General features: G+C 63.6%; 19 protein-coding genes. 17 read left to right on the plus strand and 2 right to left on the minus strand.

What is annotated here, in order from left to right:
- Window positions 1–17: 17 nt before the first annotated feature.
- Window positions 18–779 carry a TetR/AcrR family transcriptional regulator gene (locus NKJ11_RS27060; RefSeq protein ID WP_352794707.1) on the minus strand — a complete coding sequence of 254 codons (762 nt, stop codon included), beginning with the start codon at window positions 777–779 and terminating at the stop codon, window positions 18–20.
- 156 nt (window positions 780–935) lie between these two features.
- Between NKJ11_RS27060 and NKJ11_RS27065 the strand changes: the two genes are divergently transcribed.
- From NKJ11_RS27065 to NKJ11_RS27100, 8 genes are all read left to right on the plus strand, one after another.
- Window positions 936–2,615, plus strand: a complete 1,680-nt coding sequence (locus NKJ11_RS27065; RefSeq protein ID WP_352794708.1) for an amidohydrolase — start codon at window positions 936–938, stop codon at window positions 2,613–2,615.
- A 141-nt stretch (window positions 2,616–2,756) separates the two neighbouring features.
- Window positions 2,757–3,851, plus strand: a complete 1,095-nt coding sequence (locus NKJ11_RS27070) for an ABC transporter ATP-binding protein (RefSeq protein ID WP_352441909.1) — start codon at window positions 2,757–2,759, stop codon at window positions 3,849–3,851.
- Window positions 3,852–3,853: 2 nt separating this feature from the next.
- A complete protein-coding gene (locus NKJ11_RS27075; protein WP_352441910.1) occupies window positions 3,854–4,774 on the plus strand; it encodes an ABC transporter permease in 921 nt (306 codons plus the stop codon).
- Window positions 4,767–5,567 (plus strand): ABC transporter permease, encoded by an 801-nt coding sequence (locus NKJ11_RS27080; RefSeq protein WP_023809983.1) that lies wholly within the window; start codon window positions 4,767–4,769, stop codon window positions 5,565–5,567. The genes NKJ11_RS27075 and NKJ11_RS27080 overlap by 8 nt, the downstream gene beginning before the upstream one ends.
- A gap of 23 nt (window positions 5,568–5,590) precedes the next feature.
- A complete protein-coding gene (locus NKJ11_RS27085) occupies window positions 5,591–6,625 on the plus strand; it encodes an ABC transporter substrate-binding protein (protein WP_023809982.1) in 1,035 nt (344 codons plus the stop codon).
- 68 nt (window positions 6,626–6,693) lie between these two features.
- Window positions 6,694–7,890 (plus strand): serine hydrolase domain-containing protein, encoded by a 1,197-nt coding sequence (locus tag NKJ11_RS27090; protein ID WP_352794709.1) that lies wholly within the window; start codon window positions 6,694–6,696, stop codon window positions 7,888–7,890.
- Between the two features lie 36 nt (window positions 7,891–7,926).
- Complete coding sequence (locus NKJ11_RS27095) at window positions 7,927–9,108, plus strand: serine hydrolase domain-containing protein (protein ID WP_352613214.1); 1,182 nt, start codon at window positions 7,927–7,929, stop codon at window positions 9,106–9,108.
- 129 nt (window positions 9,109–9,237) lie between these two features.
- Complete coding sequence (locus tag NKJ11_RS27100) at window positions 9,238–11,562, plus strand: Tex family protein (RefSeq protein ID WP_352794710.1); 2,325 nt, start codon at window positions 9,238–9,240, stop codon at window positions 11,560–11,562.
- On the opposite strand, the gene NKJ11_RS27105 is transcribed toward NKJ11_RS27100, so the two are convergent.
- Window positions 11,563–12,474, minus strand: coding sequence for a LysR family transcriptional regulator (locus NKJ11_RS27105; protein ID WP_352794711.1), 912 nt, complete (start codon window positions 12,472–12,474; stop codon window positions 11,563–11,565).
- 137 nt (window positions 12,475–12,611) lie between these two features.
- Between NKJ11_RS27105 and NKJ11_RS27110 the strand changes: the two genes are divergently transcribed.
- From NKJ11_RS27110 to amaB, 9 genes are all read left to right on the plus strand, one after another.
- Window positions 12,612–13,808 (plus strand): acyl-CoA dehydrogenase, encoded by a 1,197-nt coding sequence (locus NKJ11_RS27110; protein ID WP_352794712.1) that lies wholly within the window; start codon window positions 12,612–12,614, stop codon window positions 13,806–13,808.
- A 111-nt stretch (window positions 13,809–13,919) separates the two neighbouring features.
- Window positions 13,920–17,279, plus strand: coding sequence for a transglutaminase family protein (locus NKJ11_RS27115; RefSeq protein WP_352613209.1), 3,360 nt, complete (start codon window positions 13,920–13,922; stop codon window positions 17,277–17,279).
- Window positions 17,280–17,285: 6 nt separating this feature from the next.
- Window positions 17,286–19,697 (plus strand): circularly permuted type 2 ATP-grasp protein, encoded by a 2,412-nt coding sequence (locus NKJ11_RS27120; protein WP_352794713.1) that lies wholly within the window; start codon window positions 17,286–17,288, stop codon window positions 19,695–19,697.
- Between the two features lie 3 nt (window positions 19,698–19,700).
- Complete coding sequence (locus tag NKJ11_RS27125) at window positions 19,701–20,585, plus strand: transglutaminase family protein (RefSeq protein ID WP_352736225.1); 885 nt, start codon at window positions 19,701–19,703, stop codon at window positions 20,583–20,585.
- Between the two features lie 143 nt (window positions 20,586–20,728).
- Entirely contained in the window at window positions 20,729–21,667 is a 939-nt protein-coding gene (locus NKJ11_RS27130; RefSeq protein WP_352794714.1) for a glycosyltransferase family 2 protein, read from the plus strand.
- A 99-nt stretch (window positions 21,668–21,766) separates the two neighbouring features.
- Window positions 21,767–22,873, plus strand: coding sequence for a DNA topoisomerase IB (locus NKJ11_RS27135; protein ID WP_352794715.1), 1,107 nt, complete (start codon window positions 21,767–21,769; stop codon window positions 22,871–22,873).
- Between the two features lie 107 nt (window positions 22,874–22,980).
- Window positions 22,981–23,355 (plus strand): YciI family protein, encoded by a 375-nt coding sequence (locus tag NKJ11_RS27140; RefSeq protein ID WP_023809971.1) that lies wholly within the window; start codon window positions 22,981–22,983, stop codon window positions 23,353–23,355.
- Window positions 23,352–24,626, plus strand: coding sequence for an RNA polymerase sigma factor (locus NKJ11_RS27145; RefSeq protein ID WP_023809970.1), 1,275 nt, complete (start codon window positions 23,352–23,354; stop codon window positions 24,624–24,626). The genes NKJ11_RS27140 and NKJ11_RS27145 overlap by 4 nt, the downstream gene beginning before the upstream one ends.
- Before the next feature lie 230 nt (window positions 24,627–24,856).
- Complete coding sequence (amaB, locus tag NKJ11_RS27150; RefSeq protein ID WP_502895292.1) at window positions 24,857–26,371, plus strand: L-piperidine-6-carboxylate dehydrogenase; 1,515 nt, start codon at window positions 24,857–24,859, stop codon at window positions 26,369–26,371.
- Window positions 26,372–26,381: the final 10 nt, after the last annotated feature.

The raw sequence follows: 26,381 nt of genomic DNA on the forward strand, positions 1-26,381 counted from the left end.
TCGAAGTGTGAAATCAGTCAAGATTCAAGATTGAGATAAGGGCTCACCAGGGCGAGCCACATTCTTTCCACATCGTCCTCGATGAGGTCGTATGTCTTGCGGTCCCTTTTCAGCCCCACAAGCCGGCAGGCGTGCCCGACGTCCATCATCAGCACGCCGAGCCGGCTGGCGATCTTGTCTTCAAGCGCCGGGTTCACATGCTGCAGCCATGCGGCGTAGAGGGCGATGATCTGCTCGTCATATTCGTCCTGGATCGGCCTGAGGTCGGCATTGCCTGAAATAGCCTCGATCACCGGCATCAGGGTGGCGTTTTCGAGATAAATCCTGGAGGTATCGATGAAGAGCTTGCGCACTTCGCGCCGAAACTCTTCACGGTTGGTGGGCGGGGCGACCTTGATACGCCTGGCGATCACCTCGGGAAAGGATGACAGCCAGCGCCGGGCGAGGTCCAGAAGAATGGCTTCCTTGTTGGGAAAGTATTGGTAGATCGAACCAACCGACAAGCCTGCGCGCTGCGCAATGGCGAGCGTCGTCGGCGTCTTGGTTCCTTGCTCCCGCGTCAAGACCAGCGCTGCGTCGAGAATCCGGTCGACCACCTTGCTGGAGCGTTGTTGCCGCGGCTGTTTGCGCGGTTCGAGCGCTATCCTGGTTTTGCGATCGAGACTGCGCTTCACGGCTTGATGTCCTCGTTCCCCGCCCGGTCTCAACATGGTGGGAGCTTGCTGTCCACAATACATTCCAGATTCGGTATGTTGACAAACGCGAATAATCAGTCGCATTCTTTATCCACGCTGCCTCTTGGGATGACAAGGGGAATTTCCAAGACAGCGCGCTGGCATTCTTTTTCGTCCCATGGCGCCACTCCGCTGGAGCGGCAGGTCGTTGGACGTGAGAGGTTGTCGGTCCCAGTCAGTCGTCAAAAGCGCGGAGTCGCGATGTCTGTCACAGGTGCGGGTCACAATGCGGATCTGATCGTCATCAACGGTCGTGTACGGACCATGGACGACGACAATCCCGCCGCCGAAGCCGTCGCCGTCAAGGACGGCGCCATCATCGCCATCGGCAGCCGCGCCTCCATCGAAGAGTTCAAGGGACCGACCACCAAGGTGATCGACGCCAAGGGGGGTTCGGTGGTCCCGGGGTTCATCGAAGCCCATATGCATTTGTTTTCGGGCGGGGCTGAACTTGCCCACCTTCAACTCACCGGTATTCATGGCTTCGAGGCGCTGCAGAAGGCGATCCGCGACTATGCGCCGACCCGGCCCGACGCGAAGATGCTGGTCGGCCAAGGCGTCGACTACACCGTGCTCGGCAGCGAGCGCGTGACGCGCCATCACCTCGACGCCATTTTGCCCGATCGCCCGTTCTGCATGGCGGCGCCCGACCATCACACCATGTGGGCCAACACCAAGGCGCTGGAAATGGCCGGCATCCTGCAGGGGCGCACGCTCGGCCCTGGCAATGAGATCGTCATGGGCGACGACGGACTGGCCGCGGGTGAATTGCGCGAAGGCGAGGCCTTTGGCCCGGTGCTCGACCTTGCCGGCGAAGGCCGGGTGCGGCTGGGGCTGTCGACCGGCGGCGAGCCGGACCCGATGCCGACGACGGCCGAGCGGGACGCCGACCGCGACATCATGCGGCGCGGGCTCGCCTGGTGCGCCCGCCACGGCATCACCTCGATCCAGAACATGGACGGCAATCTCTATCAACTTGAGCTGCTGGCCGAGATCGACGCCGAGGAAGGTTTGCCCTGCCGCGTCAAGATCCCGTTCCACTACAAGAATTTCATGACGCTCGACATACTCGACAAGGCATCCGATATGGCCGAACGCTACAACAGCGAATGGCTGTCGTCGGGCATGGTCAAGGTGTTCTACGACGGCGTTCTCGATTCCTGGACAGCTGTCATGGTCGAGCCTTATGCCGACCGCCCGGACTGGGTTGGCGAGCCGCTGTTCACGCCGCTACAATTCATCGATCTGGCCGTCGCGGTCGACAGACGCGGGTTGCAGATCGCCGTGCATTCGATCGGCGACGGCGCGGTGCGCGCGGTGCTCGACGGTTATGAGGCGGCGCAGAAGGCGAACGGCAAGCGCGACAGCCGTCACCGCGTCGAGCACATCGAGGTCACCACCACCGCTGATGTGCCGCGTTTCGCCGAACTCGGCGTCATTGCCTCCATGCAACCGCCGCATCCGCCCGGCGCAATGGATTTTCCGCTGGAGCCGACGGTATCGCGCATCGGGCCGGCGCGCTGGCCGCTGAGCTATGCCTGGCGGACCTTGAAGGATGCCGGCGCGCATGTCGTCTTCGCATCCGATTGGCCGGTGTCGCCGATCGATCCGATCCTGGGCATTCAGGCGGCAGTGTTGCGCAAACCGTGGGCAGAAAGCGACCCGGACCAGAGTTTCTCACTGCATGAAGCGATCGCCGGTTACACGATCGAGGGCGCCTACGCCGAATTCGCCGAGCACCGCAAGGGCACGCTGAAATCAGGCTACATGGCCGATCTGGTGGTTTTGTCGATGGATATCGAGAACACCGCCCCGGCCGACCTGCACAAGGTGCGGCCGGTGACGACGATTTGCGGCGGCAAGGTCACCTATCAGGCCTGACTGTGGCATGGGGCTTGCAGGCCTCAATGACTGATTGAACTGTGACCCAATGCCGGGCTTGCCAACCCACCGGCCATGTGGTCACATCGAACAGGGGAAGAGCTCCGCCAGCAAGAGCGGGGTCAACAGTGAGGCGTAATCGTGCCGGACAAACCGGATCGGAATGCGATTGAAGTAGTAAACGTCAGCAAAATTTTCGGATCAGGTGAGGGGCAGGTAGCTGCCCTCGACACGGTCTCGGTATCTATCCGGGAGAACGAATTCTTCACGTTGCTGGGGCCATCCGGCTGCGGCAAGACGACGTTGCTCAGGCTGATCGCCGGCTTCGACTTTCCAACCGCCGGTGAAATCCTGCTCTACGGCCAGGACATCGCGCCGCTGCCGCCCTTCAAGCGGCCGGTTAACACCGTTTTCCAGTCCTATGCGCTGTTCCCGCACATGACGGTCGCCGACAATATCGGCTTTGGCCTGGAAATGCTGGGCAAGCCGAAGGCGGAGATCAAGGCGCGCGTCGCCGAGATGCTGAAGCTGGTCAAGATGGAGGCACTCGCTGGTCGTCGCACCAGCCAGATCTCCGGCGGCCAGCAGCAGCGCGTGGCTTTGGCCCGCGCTTTGGCGCCGCAGCCGAAGGTGCTTTTGCTCGATGAGCCGCTGTCGGCGCTTGACTACAAGCTGCGCAAGGAGATGCAGATCGAGTTGAAACGGCTGCAGCACGAGACCGGTATCACCTTCATCTTCGTCACCCACGACCAGGAAGAAGCGCTGACCATGTCAGACCGCATCGCGGTGATGTCATCGGGCAAGATCCTGCAGGTCGGTTCGCCCTGGGATATCTACGACAAGCCGGCGGAGCGCTTCGTCGCCGACTTCATCGGTGAAACCAACTTCCTCACCGCCGCCATCAGCGAGATGGCCAACGGCAAGGCGCGCGCCACGCTCAAATCCGGTGCGACCATCGAGGCGACCGTGGCCCAGGGTTTCCAGCCCAAATCCAACGCCACGGTGGTGGTTCGGCCCGAACACGCCAAGCTGACCAAGGCCAAGGGCGAACTGTCGGGGACGGTCGAAAACATCGTCTATTTCGGCACCGACACCCACATCCATGTTCATCTCGACAGTGGCGAACTCTTCACCGTACGCCAGCAGAACACGCGCAGCGCGGGCTGCGGTTTCGAGAAGGGCGACGCAGTCGGCATCCTCATCGGCAGCGATGCCGCTCAGGTCCTGAAGGACTGACGATGGCGACCGCGGAAGAAGTCGCCAAGGCAGCGGAGCGGCGCGATGTCCGTGACCGCTGGCTTTTGTCAGCGCCAGCGCTGCTGGTCATTTTCCTCGCCGCGACCGGCCCCTTGCTGATCGTGCTCGTCTACTCGTTCCTGACGCCAGGCTCCTATGGCGACGTGAAGTGGCAGTTCTCGCCGGAAGCCTGGACATCGGTGTTTCTGGAACGTGATATCTTCGACGACACGCTTTCGATCGCCGCCGCCCACGTCACCATCTTCCTGCGCTCGATCAAGCTCTCGGTGGTGACGACGATCGCCACTTTGGTGCTTGGTTTCCCGACCGCCTATTTCATGGCGACGCGCAGCGAAAAGACCCGCGATCTCTGGCTGTTCCTGATTACCATTCCGTTCTGGACCAACCTTTTGATCCGCACCTTCGCGGTGCTGCAGATCATCCGCAACGAAGGCATCGTCAACACGATCCTGCTCAAGCTCGGCATCATCTCGGCGCCCATCCAGATACTCTACACCGACACGGCGATCCTGATCGGCATGGCCTATGTCTACCTGCCACTGATGGTGCTGCCGATCTATGCCAGCATGGAAAAGCTCGATTTCCGGTTGGTCGAGGCGGGGTACGACCTTTACGCGTCGCGCTTCCAGGTGCTGCGGCGGATCATCTTTCCGCTGGTCAAGCCGGGCGTCATCGCCGGCTCCATACTGGTCTTCATTCCAGCGCTTGGCGCCTATGTGACACCGAGCGTTCTTGGCGGCGGCAAGAACATGATGCTGTCCAACCTGATCGAATTGCAGTTCGGGCAGGGCCGCAACTGGCCACTCGGCTCGGCGCTGTCGATCGCCGTCATGATCATCGTCATGGTGGCGCTGCTTGCCTATGTGCGCAATGCCGGCAAGTCGGGGGTACGTCATGGCTAAGAACTTTTCCATCAAGCACCAGCCAGGATTCACCGCGATCGCCGCGACCTGCTTTATCGTGCTGTATCTGCCGATCATCGTGCTGGTCATCTATGCCTTCAACGCGGCGAGCTCGACCTCCGAATGGGGCGGCTTTTCGCTGAAATGGTTCCAGTCGGCATGGCAGAACACGCAGGTCGTCGATGCCACGCTGCGTTCCTTCCAGATTGGCTCCATCGCGGCGGTGCTCTCCACGATCTTTGCCACCATGGCGGCGCTCGCCACCACCCGCACCGCGCCCTATCCCGGCCTCACCTTCAAATATGCGGCGATCAACCAGCCGCTGATGGTGCCCGAGATCGTCACCGGCGTGGCGCTGCTGATCTTCTTCTCGCGCATCAAGATCTTCACCGGCTATTCCGGCATCGGCTATCTGGTCGCCGCGCACACGGCGTTCTGCATTCCCTTTGCCTATTTGCCGATCCGGGCGCGGCTTGAGAATATGGACCTGACGCTGGAGCGTGCCGCAGCCGACCTCTACGCGACGCCCTGGAAGGCTTTCCGGCGCATCACGCTGCCGCTTCTGTGGCCTGGCATCCTGGCCGGGCTGATGCTGGCCTTCGTCATCTCGCTCGACGACGTCGTCATCACCGAGTTCGTCAAATCAGGCGGCCAGGACACGCTGCCCACCTACATGCTCGGCCAGATCCGCCGCGGCATCACACCCGAGATCAACGCGATATCGACCGCCTTCCTGCTGCTTTCGGTCGCGATCGTCACGTTGTTTTTCTTCGTCAGCAGGAAACGAGACTGAACCGAAAAATGGGAGTTAAAACCATGAACTGGAAGACAACAGCAACCGCCATGGGGTTGGCGTTGCTCGCCTCGACGGGCCTGGCCCGCGCCGACGGCGTGCTCAACATCTACAATTGGGGCAACTACACCAGCCCCGACGTGATCAAGAAGTTCGAGGCCAAATACAACGTCAAAGTGACCATCACCGACTACGATTCCAACGACACCGCGCTGGCCAAGGTTCGCCAGGGAGGCACCGGCTTCGACATTGCGGTGCCGTCGCAGACCTACGTGCCGATCTGGATCAAGGAAGGCCTCATCCAGGAGACCGATCCTGGCAAGATGGAAAACTTCAAGAATGTGGCGCCGGAATGGGCCAATCCCGATTTCGATCCGGGTCGCAAATACAGTGTTCCATGGGCGTGGGGCACGATCGGCGTGGTCGTCAACACCGATGCCTACAAGGGGCCGGCCGATAGCTGGGGTATCATCTTCAACACGCCTGACGAGCTCAAGGGCAAGGTCAATGTCGTTCCGGAGATGGGCGATGTGATGTTCGCCGCGATCAAGTATGTCGGCGGCCAGCAATGCACCGACGACAAGGCGGTGCTGAAGAAGGTGCGCGACCTGCTGGTGGCGGCCAAGCCGAACTGGATCGCGATGGAATACAACACCATCGAGAAGATGGGCGCCGGCGACTTCAAGGCGACCAGCGACTGGAACGGCTCGGCGCTGCGCCAGCGGCTGGCCAACCCGGCCATCCACTACAACTATCCGAAAGAAGGCTTCGGCCTGTGGAGCGACAACGTCGTCGTTCTGAAGGAAGCCAAGAACGTCGAGAACGCCAAGCTTTTCCAGAACTTCATCATGGATCCGGAAAACGCGGCAGGTCTCTCGGCCTTCCATCGCTACGCCAATGCCATCACCGGCTCGGACAAGTACATGCCGGCCGACATGAAGGACGCGCCCGAAGTCATCATTCCGGCCGCGGACAAGCCACGCGGCGAGCTGCAGCAGATGTGCTCGCCGGAGACCCAGGAAATTTACACCAAGATCTGGACCGAGTTGCAGAAATAAACTGGGTTCGACGGACCCGGCGGCACACGCCGCCGGGTCCGTTTTCATGTTCAAAGGACTCGGCCGTCATGGACTCCTATCGCAATTCCGATCCGCGGCCGCCGATCATGCAGGGCTCGCCGCCCGCCATGGTACCGCCGAAGCTCGACTGGGACCGGCCGCCGTGGAACCGCTGGGCGTTCCAGAACATCCGTGAAATTCTGCCGACCGCCGAAGTCTGGCGCGGCAATGGCCATCGCCACCGCTTCGAACGCGCCGAGGCCGATCTCGACGGGCTGACGGTCGAGGACAGCACAGGCGCGCCGACGACGCTCGCCGGGCTGCTCGACGAGACCTATACGGACGGCTTCCTGGTGCTCAAGGACGGCAAGGTCGCCTATGAGCGCTACTTCAACGGCATGGATGAGCGCACGCTGCACCTGTCGCAGTCAATGGCGAAGTCCCTTACCGGTTCGGTGTTCGGCATACTGGTTGGGCGCGGCCTGATCGATCCGGCCAGACCGGTAACGGACTACCTGCCGGAGCTCGGTGTTACCGGCTGGGCCGGCGCCAGTGTGCAGCATGTGCTGGACATGACCAGCGGCGTCCGCTTCTCCGAGGAATACACCGACCGCTATTCGGACATTGGGCAGGTCGATGTCGCCACCGGCTGGAAGCCGGTGCCGCCGGGCAGCGATCCGGCCTTTCGCTGGCCATCGCACATGTTCGAGCTGATCCTGGGCTTGAAGGAAACGATCCGGCCGCATGGTGCCCAATTCGAATACCGCTCGATCGAGACCGACGTGCTTGCCTTCATCATGGAACGGGTGACGGGCAAACGGCTTCCGCAGCTGGTTTCGGAAGAACTCTGGCAAAAGCTCGGCGCTGATGAAAGCGCCTGCTTCACGGTCGATAACGCCGGCTATGCGGTGGCCGACGGCGGCTTCAACGCGACGCTGCGCGACTATGGCCGCTTCGGCCAGCTGATCCTCGACAATGGTGGCGGCGTCGTGCCGGCCGGCTGGGTCGAGGCGACGCGCAACGGCAGGCATGGGCCGGACTTCAGCCCCAGCCTGCCGGAGGGCAGCTATCGCAACCAGTTCTGGATCGAGGACCCGCGCTCGCGCGCACTGATGTGCCGCGGCGTGTTCGGTCAGATGATCCATATCGACTGGAACACCGGAATGGTCGTGGTGAAGCTTTCGACCTGGCCGGATTTCGCCAATGGTGGCTATTCCATAGCGACGCTGAAGGCCGTGCACGCTATCGCCACGGCACTTCGCTGAGCCCCACAAAGAAGAAACGACCCGGAAGGAAACGCCATGACCGGCAAGACCGTGTTCGAGACCCGCTATGGCTTCCGGCGCAACCAGGTGGTGCTCGCCAACTGGCGCGAGAACCCGTTCAACCGGTGGTCGTTCCAGAATCTCGACGAACTGGTGCCGACCGCCCGCGTGGCGGCGACGTCGGGCGTTGTCGAAACCCCCGTTCGCGATATGGGCGGCCTACTCGGCGGAAAGGTCGCGATCGCCGGCACACCGGAGACGGTGGCTGAATTTCTCGCACGTTCGAGCACCGACGCACTGACGGTGATGAAAGGCGGCAAGATCGTCGGCGACTGGTTCGCCCCGCATATGGATTTCGGCGCCCGCCACATCATCTTCTCGATCAGCAAGTCGGTGACAGCCATCATCGCCGGCATATTGCAAGGCGAGGGGATGTTCGACCCGGAAGCGCCTGTGACGGCCTACATCCCTGAAGCCGCCGGCTCTGCCTATGGCGATGCGAGCGTGCGGCATGTGCTCGACATGAGCGTCAGCCTCGATTTCGAGGAGGCCTATCTCGATCCGGAGAGCGCTTTCGCCCGCTATCGTCGCGCCACGTTGTGGAATCCGGGCGGCGGCACGGAGAGCCTGCGCGAATTCATTTTGACCTTGCAACGCCTTGCAGAGCCGCATGGCCAGACCTTCCGCTACCGCTCGCCGAATTCCGACCTGCTCGGCCTGCTGCTCGAGCGTGCGTCGGGCCAGCGTTTTGCCGACCTGATGCGCGAGAAGCTGTGGCTGCCGCTCGGCGCTGTCAGCGAAGCCTCGATCGGCGTCGACATGGAAGGCACGGCGCGCACGGCCGGCGGCATTTCGGTGACGCCGCGCGACCTGGCGCGTGTCGGCGAGATGATGCGGCAAGGCGGGGTGGCCAATGGCCGCCGCATCGTGCCCGAGGTGTGGGTACGCGACACGACCAGCACCGGCGGCAGTGCGGACGCCTGGCAGCGGGGTGCGATGCTGCCACTGTTTCCCAAAGGTCGTTACCGCAACAAATGGTACCAGACCGGTTTGCCGAGCGGCGCCTATTGCGGCATCGGCATCCATGGTCAGTGGCTGTATGTCGATCCCAGGACCGAAGTGGTGATCGCCAAGATGTCGTCGCAGCCCGAGCCGGTCGACGATCCGCTCGATGTCGAGATCGTCGCCTTCTTCGAGGCGCTGAGCCGCATGGTCTAGACTGGGCCCGAGCCGCCACATTAGCGCACGCTTTCCTGTGGACCCGCCGGGCTGATCAAAGCGCGGCGGTTGGCGGGCCGGACGTCTGCGCCTATGGTCGCCGCTCTTTTCGATGAGAGCAGGAACGACATGGCATCCGACATCAAGCGCATCGCAGCCATCATCGCGGCCGAGATCAACGCGCGGCCAGAACAGGCGGCCGCGGCGATCGGGCTGCTGGACGAGGGCGCGACAGTGCCGTTCGTGGCGCGCTACCGCAAGGAAGTCACCGGCGGGCTCGACGACACGCAATTGCGTGACCTTGCCGAACGGCTTGCCTATCTGCGCGAGCTCGACGCGCGCCGCGACACCATCCTTGGCTCGATCCGCGAACAGGGCAAGCTGACCGAGGAGCTTGAAGGCAAGATCGCCGCCGCCACCACCAAGGCGGAATTGGAAGATATCTATCTGCCCTACAAGCCCAAGCGCCGCACGAAGGCTGAAATCGCCAGGGAGCGCGGGCTGGGCCCGCTGGCTGAAGCTATCCTGGCGAATCGCGCGCTGGTGCCGGCCGAACTGGCGCTGGCCTATCTGACCGAAGAGGTGGTCGACGCCAAGGCGGCGCTCGACGGCGCGCGCGACATCCTGTCGGAACAGTTCGCCGAGAATGCCGATCTGGTCGGCAAATTGCGGACCTACATGAAGGAACGCGCCTTCATGCGGGCCAGGGTGGTCGACGGCAAACAGGAGGCCGGCGCGAAGTTCTCCGATTATTTCGACCATGTCGAGCGCTGGACAAATGTGCCGAGCCATCGCGCGCTGGCGATGCTGCGCGGCCGCAACGAGGAAGTGCTGTCGCTCGACATCGAGGTCGATGCCGATGATACGTCGCCGGTGAAGCCGGTCGAGCGGATGATCGCCAACGCCTATGCTATAGGCGGCAATTTGCCGGGTGACAGATGGCTGATGGAGGTGGCGGGCTGGACCTGGCGCATAAAACTGTCGCTGCACCTGACGCTCGATTTGATGCGCGACCTGCGCGAGCGGGCAGAAGAGGAAGCGATCCACGTCTTTGCCCGAAACCTCAAGGATTTGCTGCTGGCGGCGCCCGCCGGCTCGCGCGCGACGATGGGGCTCGACCCCGGCATCCGCACAGGTGTCAAGGTGGCGGTGGTCGACGGCACCGGCAAGGTGCTGACAACGACGACGGTCTATCCGTTTCCGCCGAGGAACGATGTGCGCGGCACCCAGGCCGAACTCGCCAAGCTCATCCGCCTGCACAAGGTCGAGCTGATCTCGATCGGCAACGGCACCGGCAGCCGCGAGACGGAAAAGCTGGTCGCCGAGATGCTGTCCGACATGCCGGCGGATGGTGGTCCGAAGCCCCTGAAGGTGATCGTCAGCGAGGCCGGCGCCTCGGTCTATTCGGCATCGGCGACGGCGGCGGCGGAATTCCCTGGTCTCGACGTGTCGTTGCGCGGCGCTGTGTCGATTGCCCGGCGGCTGCAGGATCCGCTGGCCGAACTGGTCAAGATCGAGCCCAAATCGATCGGCGTCGGCCAGTACCAGCATGATGTCGACCAGTACCGTCTCGGCCGCTCGCTGGAAGCGGTGGTGGAAGACGCGGTCAACGCCGTCGGCGTCGATCTCAACACCGCCTCGGCGCCGCTGCTGGCGCGCGTTTCAGGTCTCGGCGCGTCTCTGGCCGACGCGATCGTCGCGCATCGCGATGCGACCGGCCCCTTCGCCAGCCGCAAAGACCTGCTCAAGGTGCCGCGGCTCGGACCTCGCGCATTCGAACAATCCGCCGGCTTCCTGCGCATTGCCAATGGCAGCGAGCCGCTCGATGCCTCGTCGGTGCATCCGGAGGCCTATGGCGTGGCCAAGAAGATCGTCGCCGCCTGCGGGCGCGATGTGCGGTCGTTGATGGGCGACAGTGCAGCACTCAAGGCGCTCGATCCGCGCGTCTTCGTCGATGAGCGTTTCGGCCTGCCAACGGTACGCGATATCCTGGCGGAGCTGGAAAAGCCGGGCCGCGACCCACGTCCGGGCTTCAAGACGGCGACGTTTGCCGACGGCATCGACGATATCAAGGATCTGAAGCCCGGCATGCTGCTGGAAGGCACCGTCACCAATGTCGCCGCCTTCGGCGCCTTCGTCGACATCGGTGTCCATCAGGACGGGCTGGTGCATGTCTCTCAGCTGGCCGACCGGTTCATCAAGGACGCGCACGAGGTGGTCAAGGCCGGCGATGTGGTGAAGGTGCGCGTCGTTGATGTCGACATCAAGCGCAAGCGCATCGCGCTATCCATGCGCAAGGATGGTGGCGAAGGCGGCGCGTCGAAAGGTGGGCCGCGCGATACCGGAGGCGGCAGGCCGGCACCGCGTTCGCCGACGCCGCAGCGCCAGCCGGAAAGGCCGGCGCAGCAAGGTGCGTTCGGCGCGGCGCTGGCCGATGCGCTGAAGCGAAAGTAGTTACCACGCCAGAACGGCCGGCTCCTTCTCGACATGTCTCAGCAGCCAGTCGCGAAAACTGGCGACCGGCGGATGGCCGCGCTTGTCGTGTGGGACGACGAGATAGTAGGCGCTGCGGCTTTGCATGGGCTGGCCTGGCGCCGGCACCAATTGGCCGCGCTGCAATTCGCCTGCAATGAGGATCAGCGGTAGCAGCGCCACACCGAGCCCCGCCATGCAGGCCTGGGCGGCGGTGCCGAACTGCTCGAACTGCATGCCGGGCCCCGTCGGTGCGCTCAGGCCCTGATGCTCGAACCATTCCGTCCACGCGCCAGGGCGCGTCGCCATATGCAGCAGCGGCAACCGGCCGATATCGGCCGGTGTGGCGATGGCGCGGCCGGCGAGGAATTCGGGCGATACCACCGGCGCCACCGTTTCGCGCACCAGCAGTGTGGAGTCGGCCTCAGGCCAGTCCGGCAGGCCATAGTGGATGGCGGCATCCAGCCTCTCCCTGGCGAAGTCGAAGCGACCGACGCGGGTGACGAAATTGATGGTGATATCGGGATTGTTTTCGACGAAATCGGGGATCATCGGCATCAGCCAGCGCGTGCCGAAGGTCGGCAATATGGCAAGGTTCAGGATGCCGCTATGCCGATTGCTCATCAATCCAAGGGCTGCGTCACGCAACTGGCCAAGTGCTGAACGCACCGCCTCGGCGTAGATTTCGCCCGATGCCGACAGCCTGACATTGCGGCTGTCGCGTTCGAACAACCGGCGGCCGAACTGATCTTCCAGCAATCTGATCTGCCGGCTGACCGCGCCCTGGGTCAGATCGAGCTCCTGGGCGGCAGCGGTGAAACTGCCCAGCCGGGCCACAGCCTCGAAGGCGGCAAGGGCGCTTATGTTGGGCAAAAGGCGGCGCTGGACACTCATGATCCATTCCTAACGCTCATTGATTGGTGAATCAATTTCGTTTGATTTTTTCGAGGCGCAGGCCGATAGAACGGGCCAAGATTTTGCTTCATGCATGCCGTCATTTTGAGCGACACGCATTGTTTGGGAGAAACGCGATGGCCGCCGACAAGAACGCATTCGTCTGGGAAGACCCGTTCCTGATCGAGGGCCAGCTTTCGGAAGACGAGCGCATGGTGCGCGACGGCGCGGCCGCCTTCGCCGCCGACAGACTGGCGCCGCGGATCGAGGACGCCTACCTCAACGAGACATTCGACACCGCGATCTTCCGCGAAATGGGCGAGGCCGGCCTGCTCGGCATCAACATCCCCGAGGAATTCGGCGGGCTTGGCGCGAACTACGTCACCTATGGGCTGGTCGCGCGGGAAGTCGAACGTGTTGACTCGGGTTATCGCTCGATGATGTCAGTGCAGTCGTCTCTGGTGATGTATCCGATCTACGCCTATGGCTCGGACGAGCAGCGCAAGAAGTACCTGCCCAAGCTTGCCAGCGGCGAGTGGATCGGCTGTTTCGGCCTGACCGAGCCGGATGCCGGCTCCGATCCGGGCGGCATGAAGACACGCGCCGAGAGGACAGCCAACGGCTACAAGCTGTCCGGTTCGAAGATGTGGATTTCCAACGCGCCGGTCGCCGACGTGTTCGTCGTCTGGGCGAAGCTGAAGGGCGAGAACGGCAAGGACGAGATCCGTGGCTTCATGCTGGAAAAGGGCATGGAGGGGCTTTCGGCGCCGAAGATCGGCGGCAAGCTGTCGCTGCGGGCGTCGATCACCGGCGAAGTGGTGATGGAAGGCGTGGAGGTCGGCGAGGACGCGCTGCTGCCCAACGCAAAGGGCCTTGGCGGACCGTTCGGATGCCTCAACCGGGCTCGCTTCGGCATTTCCTGGGGCTCGATGGGCGCCGCCGAGGATTGCTGGCACCGCGCCCGCCAATACGGGCTCGACCGCAAGCAGTTCGGCAAGCCGCTGGCCGGAACGCAGCTCTACCAGAAGAAGCTGGCGGATATGCAGACCGAGATCGCGCTTGGGCTGCAGGCATCATTGCGCGTCGGGCGGTTGCTCGATGAAGGCAAGATGGCGCCGGAAATGATCTCGATCGTCAAGCGCAACAATTGCGGCAAGGCGCTCGACATCGCTCGCCAGGCCCGCGACATGCATGGCGGTAACGGCATCCAGATCGGCTACCACGTCATGCGCCACGCGCAGAACCTGGAGACGGTCAACACCTATGAAGGCACGCATGACGTGCATGCGCTGATCCTGGGAAGGGCGCAGACGGGGATACAGGCGTTTTTCTGAGCCGGCAACCGTTGCTTAAATTAGGTGCACCGCAACATCTCTGCTTGGAGAATGGCGGCCTGATGTGTCAGGGTTCGGCGAAATCGTTGAAACGCTGAATTCCGGGGCTTCATGGCAATTCTGGCAGCCGTCTATCACCTGACCCATTACAAATATGACCGGCCGGTGGTTCTCGGGCCCCAGATCATCAGGCTGCAGCCGGCGCCGCATTCCCGCACCAAGGTGCTCAGTCATTCGCTCAAGGTCGAGCCGGCGAACCATTTCGTCAATCTGCAGCAGGATCCTTACGGCAATTTCCTCGCCCGCTTCGTCTTTCCGGAGCCGGTGACGGAGTTGAAGATCGAGGTCGACCTCGTCGCCGACATGACGGTCTACAACCCGTTTGATTTCTTCGTCGAGCCGTCGGCCGAGGCGTTTCCGTTCGAGTATCCGGAAGAAATCCGCGACGATCTCGCCATCTATCGCACCCCGGAACCGGCGGGACCGCTGCTGTCGGCGCTGCTGAAGACCATCGATCGCAGCGCAGCCAACACCGTCAATTTCCTGGTCGACCTCAATGCGCGGCTGCAGCGCGAGATCGCCTATATCGTGCGCATGGAAACCGGGGTGTTCTCGCCGGAAGAGACCTTGGCCGCGAAAAAGGGGTCTTGCCGGGATTCGAGCTGGCTGCTGGTGCAGATCCTACGCAATCTCGGTATCGCGGCACGCTTCGTTTCCGGCTATCTGGTCCAGTTGAAGCCCGATCTGGTGGCGCTGGACGGTCCGCCGGGAACGGCGACAGACTTCACCGATCTGCATGCGTGGTGCGAGGTCTATCTTCCCGGCGCCGGCTGGATCGGCTTCGATCCGACCTCGGGCCTGCTCACCGGCGAAAGCCATGTGCCGCTGGCCGCCACACCGCATTTCCGCAACGCGGCTCCCATTTCCGGCATGGCGAGCTTCGCCAATGTCGAATTCGGCTTCGAGATGCGGGTCGACCGCATCGCCGAGCATCCGCGCATCACCAAGCCATTTTCGGACGAAAGCTGGCAGGCGCTCGACGCGCTGGGCAACAAGGTCGATGCAGCGCTTGCCGCCGGCGACGTGCGGCTGACCATGGGCGGCGAGCCGACTTTCGTGTCGATCGACGATTTCGAGTCGGCCGAATGGAACACCGCCGCCGTCGGTCCCACCAAGCGTGAAAAGGCGGACGAACTGATCCGTAAACTGCGCGAGCGCTTCGCGCCCGGCGGCTTTCTCCATTACGGCCAGGGCAAATGGTATCCGGGCGAAAGCCTGCCGCGCTGGACCTTTTCGCTCTACTGGCGTGCCGACGGCCAGCCGGTATGGAGCGATCCGTCGCTGATCGCACGCGAAAAGAGCGAGGCCGATATCGGCCCGAAGCAGGCCGAAAGCCTGCTCACCGCGATTGCCGGCGAACTCGGCATCGACAAGGCCATGGTCAGCGAAGCCTATGAGGATCCGGCCGAATGGCTGCTCAAGGAAGGCAAGCTGCCCGACAATGTCGATCCGTCCAACTCCAGGCTGGAGGATCCGGAAGAACGCAGCCGCATGGCGAAAGTGTTTGAACGCGGACTGACCAAGCCGTCCGGCTATGTGCTGCCGGTGCAGCGCTGGAACAGCCAGGCATCGGATCCGCGCTGGCGCTCGGAAAAATGGAAGACGCGGCGCGGCCGGCTGTTTCTGGTGCCAGGCGATTCACCGGTCGGTTACCGCTTGCCGCTCGGCACGTTGCCCTATGTGCCGCCGGAGCAATTCCCCTATATCGTGCCGGTCGACCCGTCGCTACCACGCGGCCCGCTGCCCGCGCGTGAAGCCATACTGGCCGGACCGGCTCCAGCCGAACTCGAAGGCGCCGACGAGATGGCGCGCCGCCAGCAGGCGGCATCGTTCACCGCTGCGACCGGCCAGCAGGAGCGGGTCGAGCAGGAGATCACCGAGATTGGCGGCGCTGTGCGCACCGCGCTTTCGGTCGAACCGCGCGACGGGCGGCTGTGCGTGTTCATGCCGCCTGTCGAGGCGCTGGAAGACTATCTCGAACTGGTCGCGGCGGCCGAGAACGCGGCAAAGGCGATCGGCCTTCCCGTGCATATCGAGGGCTACGGCCCGCCTCACGATCCGCGCCTCAACGTCATCCGCGTTGCGCCTGATCCCGGCGTCATCGAGGTCAACATCCATCCTGCTTCCAACTGGCAGGATTGCGTGGCGACGACGACGGCGATCTATGAGGAAGCGCGGCAGACACGGCTTGGCGCCGACAAGTTCATGATCGATGGGCGCCACACCGGCACCGGCGGCGGCAACCATGTCGTGGTCGGCGGTGCGACACCCAATGACAGCCCGTTCCTGCGAAGGCCGGACCTGTTGAAGAGCCTGGTGCTGCAATGGCAGCGCCATCCGTCGCTGTCCTATCTGTTCTCCGGCCTGTTCATCGGGCCGACCAGCCAGGCGCCACGCTTCGACGAAGCCCGTCACGACTCGCTCTACGAGCTTGAGATCGCGATGGCGCAGGTGCCGCATCCGGACCAGGGCAACGCACCCTTGCCATGGCTGGTCGACCGGCTGTTCCGCAATTTGTTGACCGACGTCACCGGCAATACGCATCGTTCGGAAATCTGCATCGACAAGCTGTTTTCGCCGGACGGACCGACCGGTCGGCTGGGGCTGGTCGAATTCCGCGGCTTCGAGATGCCGCCCAATGCACGCATGAGCCTCGCGCAGCAACTGCTTGTCAGGGCGATCATTGCCCGCGCGTGGAAAAGCCCGCTCGACGGCCGTTTCGTGCGCTGGGGCACATCGCTGCACGACCGCTTCATGCTGCCGCATCATGTCTGGGCCGATTTCCTCGACGTGCTCGACGACCTCAAGCTCAACGGCTTCGAATTCAGGCCCGAATGGTTCGACGCCCAGCTCGAATTCCGCTTCCCGTTCTGCGGCGAGGTTCAGCATGCCGGCATCAAGCTGGAGCTGCGCCAGGCGCTGGAGCCGTGGCATGTGATGGGCGAGCAAGGCGCGATCGGCGGCACCGTGCGCTTCGTCGATTCCTCGGTCGAACGGCTGCAGGTCAAGACCGAAGGGCTGAACCCGGAGCGCCACGCAGTCGTCTGCAACGGCCGCATCGTGCCGATGAAGGTCACTGACAATCGCGAAGTGGCGGTGGCGGGTGTCCGCTTCAAGGCCTGGCAGCCGGCATCGGGCCTGCATCCGGCGCTGCCGGTCAACACGCCACTGGTCTTCGACATCTATGACCGCTGGTCGGGACGTGCGGTCGGCGGCTGCGTCTATCATGTCGCCCATCCCGGCGGGCGCAATTACGACACCTTTCCGGTCAATGGCAACGAGGCGGAAGCTCGGCGGCTCGCCCGCTTCGAACCGCGCGGCCATACGCCATCCGCCTATGTGATCCGTGAAGAACAACCGGCGGAAGATTTCCCGATGACCCTTGACCTTCGGCGGCCGGCAAGACTCTGATCAGCGATGGCAAAGGGGAATCACAAGAGAGGACACGGCAAGCCGCGGACCCACAGCCTGCTGGAGCACTACCAGCCGATCGACGGCGTCGTCGACGAGATGGTCGATGCGTCAGGCAATCCTCGCCCGGCCTGGAAGCATTTTGTCGAGGCGCTCGAGGAACTTGGCGCTGAAAAGCTCGGCCAGCGCTTTGCCCGCGCCGACCAGTATCTGCGCGATGCCGGCGTTTATTACCGCGTCTATGACAAGGCCGGTGCCAATGAGCGCGAATGGCCGCTGGCGCATGTCCCGGTTCTCATCGAGGAGAGCGAGTGGGCGGCGATCAGCGCCGGCCTCGTGCAGCGCGCCGAACTGTTCGAGGAAACCATCGCCGATATCTACGGGCCGAACCGGCTGGTCGAGCAAGGTATCCTGCCGGCGGGATTGATCGCCGCCAGCCCCGAATATTTGCGGCCTGTCGTCGGCACCAGGCCGGCCGGCGGCCACTTCCTGCATTTCTGCGCCTTCGAGCTCGGCCGTGGACCTGACGGCCAGTGGTGGGTGCTGGGCGATCGCACGCAGGCGCCGTCCGGCGCCGGTTTCGCACTGGAAAACCGCGTCGCCACCACACGCGCGCTGTCCGACATCTATGGCGAGATGCATGTGCACCGCCTTGCCGGCTTTTTCCGCCGTTTTCGCGATGCGTTGATCGGCATGGCCAAGGAGACCGACGGCCGCGTCGCCATCCTGACGCCGGGGCCGCTCAACGAAACCTATTACGAACACGCCTACATCGCCCGCTACCTCGGCATCATGCTGCTCGAAGGCGAGGATTTGACCGTCTCCGGCAGCCGGCTGATGGTGCGCACGGTTTCCGGCCTGATGCCGATCAGCGTGTTGTGGCGGCGGCTCGACGCCGCTTTCGCCGACCCGCTCGAACTGCGCCCGGATTCGCAGATCGGAACGCCGGGCCTGGTCGAGGCGATCCGCCAGGGCGCGGTTGCTACCGTCAATGCGCTGGGCTCCGGCCTGATGGAGACGCGCGCGCTGCTTGCCTTCCTGCCCAAGATTTCACGGGCCTTGCGTGGCGAGGAATTGCTGCTGCCAAGTGTCGCGACATGGTGGTGCGGGCAAGCTACCGAGCGCGCGCATGTGCTGGCCAATATCGATCGCATGGTGATCGGGCCGGCGCTGTCGACGAGGCTTGCCTTCGAGGACGACGATTCAACGAAGCTAGGCTCGGCTCTGTCGGCCGGGGAGCGGGCGGAACTGGTGGCGCGCATTGAACGTGATGGCGGCGATTTCGTCGGCCAGGAAGCGGTGACGCTTTCGACGACGCCCGTCTATGTCGGCGGCTGGCTGGAGCCGCGGCCAGCGAGCCTGCGCGTCTACCTGGCGCGAACGCCGGAGGGCTGGACGGTGATGCCGGGCGGTTTTGCCCGTATCGGCCTGTCGCTCGACCCGACGGCGATCGCCATGCAGCGTGGCGGCCAGGCGGCGGATGTCTGGGTTGTCAGCGACAAACCGGTGGAGCGCGAGACGCTGCTGCCGCAAGAAGGCGACAGTTTCAGCCGCACCAGGCCCGGCAGCCTGCCCAGTCGCGCGGCGGAGAACCTGACCTGGCTCGGCCGCTATATCGAGCGCTCGGAAGACACGGTGCGCATCCTGCGCGCCTACCATGTGCGGCTGGCCGAAACCTCCGACCCGGATATGCCGCTGCTCGCCGACATCAGGGATTATCTCGAACCTTTCGGCATCGATGTGGAGACAGCGATCCCGTCAGGGCTGATCGGCACGCTGGATAGCGCGGTCTACAGTGCCGGGCAGATCCGCGACCGCTTCTCGCCCGATGGCTGGCTGGCGCTGAAGGACCTGTCGAAAACCATCCATCAGTTCGCAACGACGGTCGCGCCCGGCGACGACGCGACCCGGGCGATGACAGTCATCCTGCGTAAGCTCGCCGGCTTTTCCGGCCTGCTGCACGAGAACATGTACCGCTTCGCCGGTTGGCGCTTCCTCGAGATTGGCCGCCGGCTGGAGCGCGGTATCCAGATCTCCCGCACGCTGTCGCGGCTGACCAGCGCCAAGGCGCCGGACGGCGCGCTCGACATGATGCTGGAAATCGGCGACAGCGTGATGACCCATCGCCGCCAATATCCGGTGCAGGCCGGTCGGCGCACGGTGATCGACCTGCTGGCGCTCGATCCGCTTAACCCGCGCTCCATCCTGTTCCAACTTGAAAGGCTGAAGGCCGAAATCGGCCTGTTGCCGTCGCTCGGCGGGGAGGGGCAAATGTCGCCGGCGGCGAAGGAAATCCTGCAGCTCAACACCCAGATTGCCATCAAGGAGCCTTCGGACATGACGGCAAAGGCGCTGGACGACCTCGCCTATGAAATCGGCGGCCTCTACAACAGCCTCGCCAAAGCCTATTTCGGATAAAGCATGCTCTACGACATCAGGCTTCATCTGCATTACGATTACGCTGCGGCGGCCGGCGGCGGTCGTCATCAGGTGCGCGTACTGCCGTCGACGATACCGGGCGTGCAGCGTGTCATCGCCGCATCCCTGTCCTTTGCGCCGGCACCCAACGAGCGTTCCGACTTTTCCGATTTCTTCGGCAATAACGTCACCTCGATCGCCTTTCGCGACGCGCATGACGCGCTCGACATCAGGATGAGCGCCCGCGTGTCGGTGTCTCGGCCCGAGCCTGGGCTCGACGTGTCGCCCGATATCGCCCGGCTGAGGCAGGAGCTCGCCGCGGTGCGGTCTCTGGCACCTGATGCACCGCACCATTTCCTGACGGCCAGCACCCATGCCGGCATCGACGATGCGATCACCGCTTACGCACGCGACAGCATCGCCGGCTCTGCCGCCGGCACGGTCATGAGCCTGTGCAATCGCATCCATCGCGATTTCACCTATGACGGCGAAGCGACAACGGTGCGGACCCGGGCCAGTGATGCCTTCAAGTTGAAGCGCGGCGTTTGCCAGGACTTTTCGCACATCATGATCGCCGGCCTGCGCGGGCTCGGTATTCCGGCCGGCTATGTCAGCGGATTCTTGCGCACCATCCCGCCGAAGGGCAAGCCCCGGCTGGAAGGCGCCGATGCCATGCATGCCTGGGTCAAGGTCTGGTGCGGGCGCGATGCAGGCTGGCAGGAATTCGACCCGACCAACGGCATGCGGGCCAGCAACGACCATATCACCGTCGGCCACGGCCGCGACTATTCGGACGTGGCGCCGATCGTCGGCGTGCTCAAGACCACGGGGGGACAGGTTGGCGAGCAAGCTGTCGACGTCATTCCCGTCGTGCTCGAAAGAGCCTGAAGCAGGTCGTACACGCAGCGGTATTTGCGCCGCAATTCGGGATGGACAAGACTGCTTCTCAAATACCGATGCGGCCGCTAGTCTGTATTCGTTTCGGGGTGACGGTAGTTGTATCCTCAAGCGCATGGCGCGAGGGTTTGTAATTGAGAGCAATCAGCGTCGTCATTCCTGCCTGTAACGCGGCGGCGACCATCGCTGCAACGCTGGCGTCGCTACGCAGCGAGGCCGAGATCATCGGCGAGATCTTGCTGATCGACGACGCGTCGACCGATGGGACGGCAACCATCGCGCGGGAGGCCGCGGCACAACTGTCGTTGCCGCTGCGCGTGCTGTCGGCCAAATGCCGCGATGCAGGCGGTGCCCGCAATTTGGCGCTGGCCGAAGCGGTCTATTCCTGGGTCTACCTGATCGATGCCGACGACCTGCATCTGCGGGGCGGGTTGCGCGCACTGCTCCGCAAGGCCCGGGAGCAGCCGGAGGCCGACATGATCGTCGGTGCCTACCGGCGACGGGTGAACGGCCAGGACCGGCAGATCAAGATGCCGAACGGCTACCAGGCTGCGTGCCTGGCAAATGCTTCGGCCTATGTCAAAGGCGACATACGTTCGGTCGCCGTGGGCAGCGTTCTGGCATCGCGGACCCTGATCGGCGAGACGCGGTTCCCGATCGGAATGGCCTATGACGAGGACACGCTGTTCTGGGCACGGCTGATGAGCAAGGCATCGCTCGCCATGGTTTCGCAACCTGTCATGGTCTACGAGGTTTCGCCGGTACGTTCCGATGACCGCTTTGCCATCAACCCGGTGCGGCGCTTCCTGGACTGGCGCCGGGAACTGCGCACACTCACCGACTGCAACATCCCGTTGTCGGCCCTCAAGGCCAGGGAAGGCCTTGTCGCCCTCAAGATCGCCCGGGTCCACTATGCGCGCGGCGATCTGGGCACCGCGGCGCGCTTCCTGGCGGTAGCCGCGGCCGCGCCAAAGCGGCGCTCAGAAGCTTGGCGCTGCCTGCGCTACAGGTTCAAGCTCGCAGCGCGGCGGCGTTTGTCCGCGCCGCCGATCAAGCTGGAAGGCGCTCTGTAGGCGCCAGCCAACACGATATCGGCGCGAGGCGCTTTTCGGACGGCGCGTGGAACCAGCGGTCGGCCAGTGGCTTATCTACGGAATTCGCGTGGAGCCGACATGTTGCAAAAATCCGGATTGTCGCCCAGCCGACCGGCTGGCCAGGATGCTGTGTCGCCAGATGGCGCGCCCAAAAACGGGGCACAAAGCTCGGCCGACCATGCGTCGCTTAGCTATGTCAGTGATGCTGAGCCCGGTATCCGGCGGCTGAAAACAGGCAAGGGGTTTTCCTACCAGGGACCGGACGGAGGGACAGTTTCGGACACCACCAGGGCCCGCATCGAGGCGATCGTCATTCCGCCGGCCTGGACGGATGTGTGGATTTCGCCGGACGCGGACGGCCATATCCAGGCAACCGGCAGGGACCAGCGCGGACGCAAGCAATACCGCTATCATCCGCAATGGGCCGAAGAGCGCGATGGTGCCAAATATTCGAGCCTGGTTGCTTTCGCCGAGAGCCTGCCGGACCTGCGGCACAGGATCGACAGCGATCTGCGCCGTCGTGGCCTGCCGTTCGAGCGTGTCGTCGCCGCGGTCGTCTGGCTGCTCGACAACACGATGATCCGCGTCGGCAATGCCGCCTACGCCCGTGACAACAAGAGTTTCGGGTTGACCACGTTGCGCGACCGGCATGTGGATATTGTCGGTTCAAGCCTGCGCTTTGCCTTCAAGGGCAAGTCGGGCAAGGAGTGGAAGCTGAAGCTGGTCGACCGCCGCATCGCCAGGATTGTGCGCGGCGCGCAGGACCTGCCAGGCCAGAAGCTGTTCCAGTATCTCGATGAGGACGGCAACAGGCGGCCGGTCCGCTCCGAGGACGTCAACCGCTATATCCGTGAGGCGGTCGGTGACGCCTTCAGTTCGAAGCATTTCCGCACCTGGGGCGGCACCATTCACGCCGCGTCGCTGTTTGCCCAAACGGAACTGCCGCAAAGCCCGGCGCAGCGAAACAGGGCGATGAACAGCGTTATCGACAAGGTTGCCGAGCGGCTGGGCAATACGCGTGCCGTCTGCCGCAAATGCTATATCCACCCGCGGGTCTTCGAAGCGTGGTCGCAGGGGCGGTTGCTGAATGAAATGGCGCAAGCCAACAAACGCAAACGCTCCATCGATGGTCTCGATGACGAGGAAGCTCTCGTGCTGCGATGGCTGAAACCGCGAGAAAGCTGACCAGCGCGGCCGGCTGTGGCCAAATCCGCCACATCTGGATTTTTTTATCGACGTCGTGTCGGGATCGGTCTTACTGTTTCGTCCTTTGACAGAGAAAAGGACCAGCCATGCTCTACGCAATCCTCTGCTATGCTTCCGAAGATGTCGTCTGCTCCTGGAGCAAGGCACAGGACGACGAGGTCATGGCCAATATCCTCGGCGTTCAGGAAAAATATGCCAAGGCCGGCCGGCTTGGCCCGGTGGCACGACTTCTGCCGACGACCGCCGCGACGACCCTGAGAAAGGTCAAGGGTGAATCGGTCGTCATCGATGGGCCGTTCGCCGAGACCAAGGAACAGTTTCTCGGCTTCTACACGCTCGAATGCGCTGATCTCGACGAGGCGGTGGAGTTCGCCCGCGAGCTTTCCGAGGTCAACCCGAGCGGTGGGTCGTATGAAATCCGGCCGGTTTCGGTCTTTAACCCAACAAGGGTTTCCGCATGACCGAAATGGCCTGGATAAGCTCCGCGATCAGCGCCGCCCGCCCGCAGGCCATGGGTGCGCTGCTGCGTTATTTCCGCGATCTCGATACGGCGGAGGAAGCTTTCCAGGACGCGTGCCTCAGGGCGCTGAAGAACTGGCCGCAGAACGGGCCGCCGCGCGACCCGGCGGCCTGGTTGATCTTCGTCGGTCGCAACAGCGGCATCGATGCGGTGCGCAAGCGCGCCAAGCAGGCGCCGATGCCGGAGGAAGACCAGGTTTCCGATCTGGAAGACGCCGAGAGCGATATCGCCGAGCGGCTGGACGGGGCGCACTACCGCGACGACATATTGCGGCTGCTGTTCATCTGCTGCCATCCTGATCTGCCGGCAACGCAGCAGATCGCGGTGGCGCTGCGCATCGTCTCCGGTCTTACGGTCAAGCAGATCGCGCGCGCCTTCCTGGTTGGCGAAAGTGCCATGGAGCAGCGCATCACTCGCGCCAAGGCGCGCATTGCGGACGCCGGCGTGCCGTTCGAGACGCCGGGCGCGGTCGAGCGGTCGGAACGGCTCGCCGCCGTCGCCGCCATGGTCTACTTGGTCTTCAACGAGGGCTATTCGACCAACAGCGGCGAGGCGCCGGCCCGCGCACCGCTGTGCGAGGAGGCAATCCGGCTGGCACGGCTGTTGCTGCGGCTGTTCCAGACCGAGCCGGAGATCATGGGGCTGACGGCGCTGTTGCTTCTGCAGCATGCGCGCGCACCGGCCCGTTTCGACGAGAGCGGCGAGATCGTGCTGCTCGAAGACCAGGATCGCAGCCTGTGGAGCCGCAAGATGATCGATGAGGGGCTGGCGCTGGTCGACAAGGCGCTGCGCCATCGCAAGCCCGGCCCCTACCAGGTGCAAGCGGCGATTGCCGCGCTGCATGCGCGGGCCGAAAAGGCCGAGGACACCGACTGGAACGAGATCGATCTGCTCTATCGCTTGCTCGAGCAGATGCAGCCGTCGCCGGTGGTCACGCTCAACCGGGCCGTCGCGGTCTCGAAGGTGCGTGGACCGGCAGAGGCGCTCGCCATGATCGAGCCGCTGGAAGAACGGCTTTCCGGCTATTTCCATTTTTTCGGTCTCAAGGGCGGCCTTTTGATGCAACTCGACCGGGGCGACGAGGCGCGCGTCGCCTTCGACCGCGCCATAGCGCTTGCGAACACGGCGGCGGAAGCTGCCCATATCCGCATGCATATCGACCGGCTGATCAAGGACGGTGCGGTACGCCCAGCGGCCAAGAAGGCAAACTGAGCGCCATCTGGCTCAATCGTGCAGTTTGGGCTTAGACCATGCCGGGGTGGTGATTTTCCCTTGAACCGAGTAATGCCACGCGATGATCGTGCCTGAGGTGCCTTTGTGCACGCGGGCAGCATGGCGCCAGGCTTTGACCGGCGTGCCTTTTGTGCATGTCGTTGTCCCAAAACCGCTGGGCACTTTTGGGCGACATGCATTATGAGCGACTGGATCTGAAAGGGACAAGAATGACGATAGGCAAGGAAACGACCGAACTGCTGGCGAAACTGGGTGTGGCCAAGGAGACGCTGGTCGGCGGCGACCTGATCGTGCGCAGCCCGGTGACGGGCGAGCAGATCGCGGCGCTGAAGACGATCTCACCGGCTGACGCGGCCAAGGTGATCGATGCCGCGCACAAGGCCTTCCAGGCCTGGCGCATGGTGCCAGGCCCGCGGCGTGGCGAACTGGTGCGGCTGCTCGGCGAGGAGCTGCGTACGCACAAGGCCGAGCTTGGCCGGCTGGTCTCGATCGAGGTCGGCAAGATCCCGTCCGAGGGGCTCGGCGAAGTGCAGGAGATGATCGACATCTGTGATTTCGCCGTAGGCCTCTCCCGGCAATTGTACGGCCTGACCATCGCCACCGAGCGCCCAGGCCATCGAATGATGGAAACCTGGCATCCGCTCGGCGTCGTCGGCGTCATTTCCGCCTTCAATTTCCCGGTGGCTGTGTGGTCGTGGAATGCCGCCCTGGCGCTGGTCTGCGGCGACGCTGTGGTGTGGAAGCCGTCGGAAAAGACGCCGCTGACCGCACTTGCTTGCGAAGCCATCTTCAAACGTGCGGTCAAGCGCTTCGGCGCGGACGCACCTGATGGCCTGGCGCCGGTGCTGATCGGCGATCGCGCCGTCGGCGAGATACTGGTCGATCACCCTAAAGTGCCGCTGGTTTCGGCGACCGGCTCGACCCGCATGGGCCGCGACGTCGGTCCGCGGCTGGCCAAGCGCTTTGCGCGCGCGGTGCTGGAACTCGGCGGGAACAATGCAGGCATCGTCTGCCCGACCGCCGATCTCGACATGGCGCTGCGCGCGATTGCGTTTGGAGCGATGGGCACGGCCGGCCAGCGCTGCACGACGCTGCGGCGCCTGTTCGTGCATGACAGCGTCTACGACGCCTTGGTTCCGCGCCTCAAAAAGGCCTACGAGAGTGTGTCTGTCGGCAATCCGCTGGAGACCTCCTCGCTGGTCGGGCCGCTGATCGACAAGGCGGCCTTCGATGCCATGCAGAAGGCGCTGAAGGAAGCCGCCGCCCATGACGGCAAGGTGACCGGCGGCACGCGGGTCGAGAACGGCCACCCCGATGCCTACTACGTGCACCCGGCGCTGGTCGAAATGCCAAGCCAGGTATCCCCGGTGACGGAAGAGACCTTCGCGCCGATCCTCTATGTGATGAAATATTCGGATTTCGACGCCGTGCTCCACGAGCACAATGCGGTGGGCGCCGGCCTGTCGTCGTCCATCTTCACCCGAGACCTGCAGGAATCCGAGCGTTTCCTGGGTGTCGACGGATCGGATTGCGGCATTGCCAATGTCAACATCGGAACCTCGGGCGCCGAGATCGGCGGTGCCTTTGGCGGCGAAAAGGAAACCGGCGGCGGCCGCGAGAGCGGCTCCGACGCATGGAAGGCCTATATGCGACGTGCCACCAACACGGTGAACTATTCCAAGGCGCTGCCGCTCGCCCAGGGCGTGTCGTTCGACATCGACTGAAGGGCTCGCC

Origin of the sequence: Mesorhizobium sp. M0243 (assembly GCF_040321775.1) — a bacterium.
Lineage (GTDB): Bacteria > Pseudomonadota > Alphaproteobacteria > Rhizobiales > Rhizobiaceae > Mesorhizobium.

What these genes read in the sequence shown, in the direction of transcription:
- NKJ11_RS27140 (WP_023809971.1), top strand. Translation starts at nt 22,981, where the DNA reads ATGCTCTACGCAATCCTCTGCTATGCTTCCGAAGATGTCGTCTGCTCC.
- NKJ11_RS27095 (WP_352613214.1), top strand. Translation starts at nt 7,927, where the DNA reads ATGACCGGCAAGACCGTGTTCGAGACCCGCTATGGCTTCCGGCGCAAC.
- NKJ11_RS27085 (WP_023809982.1), top strand. Translation starts at nt 5,591, where the DNA reads ATGAACTGGAAGACAACAGCAACCGCCATGGGGTTGGCGTTGCTCGCC.
- amaB (WP_502895292.1), top strand. Translation starts at nt 24,857, where the DNA reads ATGACGATAGGCAAGGAAACGACCGAACTGCTGGCGAAACTGGGTGTG.
- NKJ11_RS27135 (WP_352794715.1), top strand. Translation starts at nt 21,767, where the DNA reads ATGTTGCAAAAATCCGGATTGTCGCCCAGCCGACCGGCTGGCCAGGAT.
- NKJ11_RS27075 (WP_352441910.1), top strand. Translation starts at nt 3,854, where the DNA reads ATGGCGACCGCGGAAGAAGTCGCCAAGGCAGCGGAGCGGCGCGATGTC.
- NKJ11_RS27100 (WP_352794710.1), top strand. Translation starts at nt 9,238, where the DNA reads ATGGCATCCGACATCAAGCGCATCGCAGCCATCATCGCGGCCGAGATC.
- NKJ11_RS27145 (WP_023809970.1), top strand. Translation starts at nt 23,352, where the DNA reads ATGACCGAAATGGCCTGGATAAGCTCCGCGATCAGCGCCGCCCGCCCG.
- NKJ11_RS27065 (WP_352794708.1), top strand. Translation starts at nt 936, where the DNA reads ATGTCTGTCACAGGTGCGGGTCACAATGCGGATCTGATCGTCATCAAC.
- NKJ11_RS27105 (WP_352794711.1), bottom strand. Translation starts at nt 12,474, where the DNA reads ATGAGTGTCCAGCGCCGCCTTTTGCCCAACATAAGCGCCCTTGCCGCC.
- NKJ11_RS27080 (WP_023809983.1), top strand. Translation starts at nt 4,767, where the DNA reads ATGGCTAAGAACTTTTCCATCAAGCACCAGCCAGGATTCACCGCGATC.
- NKJ11_RS27090 (WP_352794709.1), top strand. Translation starts at nt 6,694, where the DNA reads ATGGACTCCTATCGCAATTCCGATCCGCGGCCGCCGATCATGCAGGGC.
- NKJ11_RS27120 (WP_352794713.1), top strand. Translation starts at nt 17,286, where the DNA reads ATGGCAAAGGGGAATCACAAGAGAGGACACGGCAAGCCGCGGACCCAC.
- NKJ11_RS27110 (WP_352794712.1), top strand. Translation starts at nt 12,612, where the DNA reads ATGGCCGCCGACAAGAACGCATTCGTCTGGGAAGACCCGTTCCTGATC.
- NKJ11_RS27115 (WP_352613209.1), top strand. Translation starts at nt 13,920, where the DNA reads ATGGCAATTCTGGCAGCCGTCTATCACCTGACCCATTACAAATATGAC.
- NKJ11_RS27060 (WP_352794707.1), bottom strand. Translation starts at nt 779, where the DNA reads ATGCGACTGATTATTCGCGTTTGTCAACATACCGAATCTGGAATGTAT.
- NKJ11_RS27125 (WP_352736225.1), top strand. Translation starts at nt 19,701, where the DNA reads ATGCTCTACGACATCAGGCTTCATCTGCATTACGATTACGCTGCGGCG.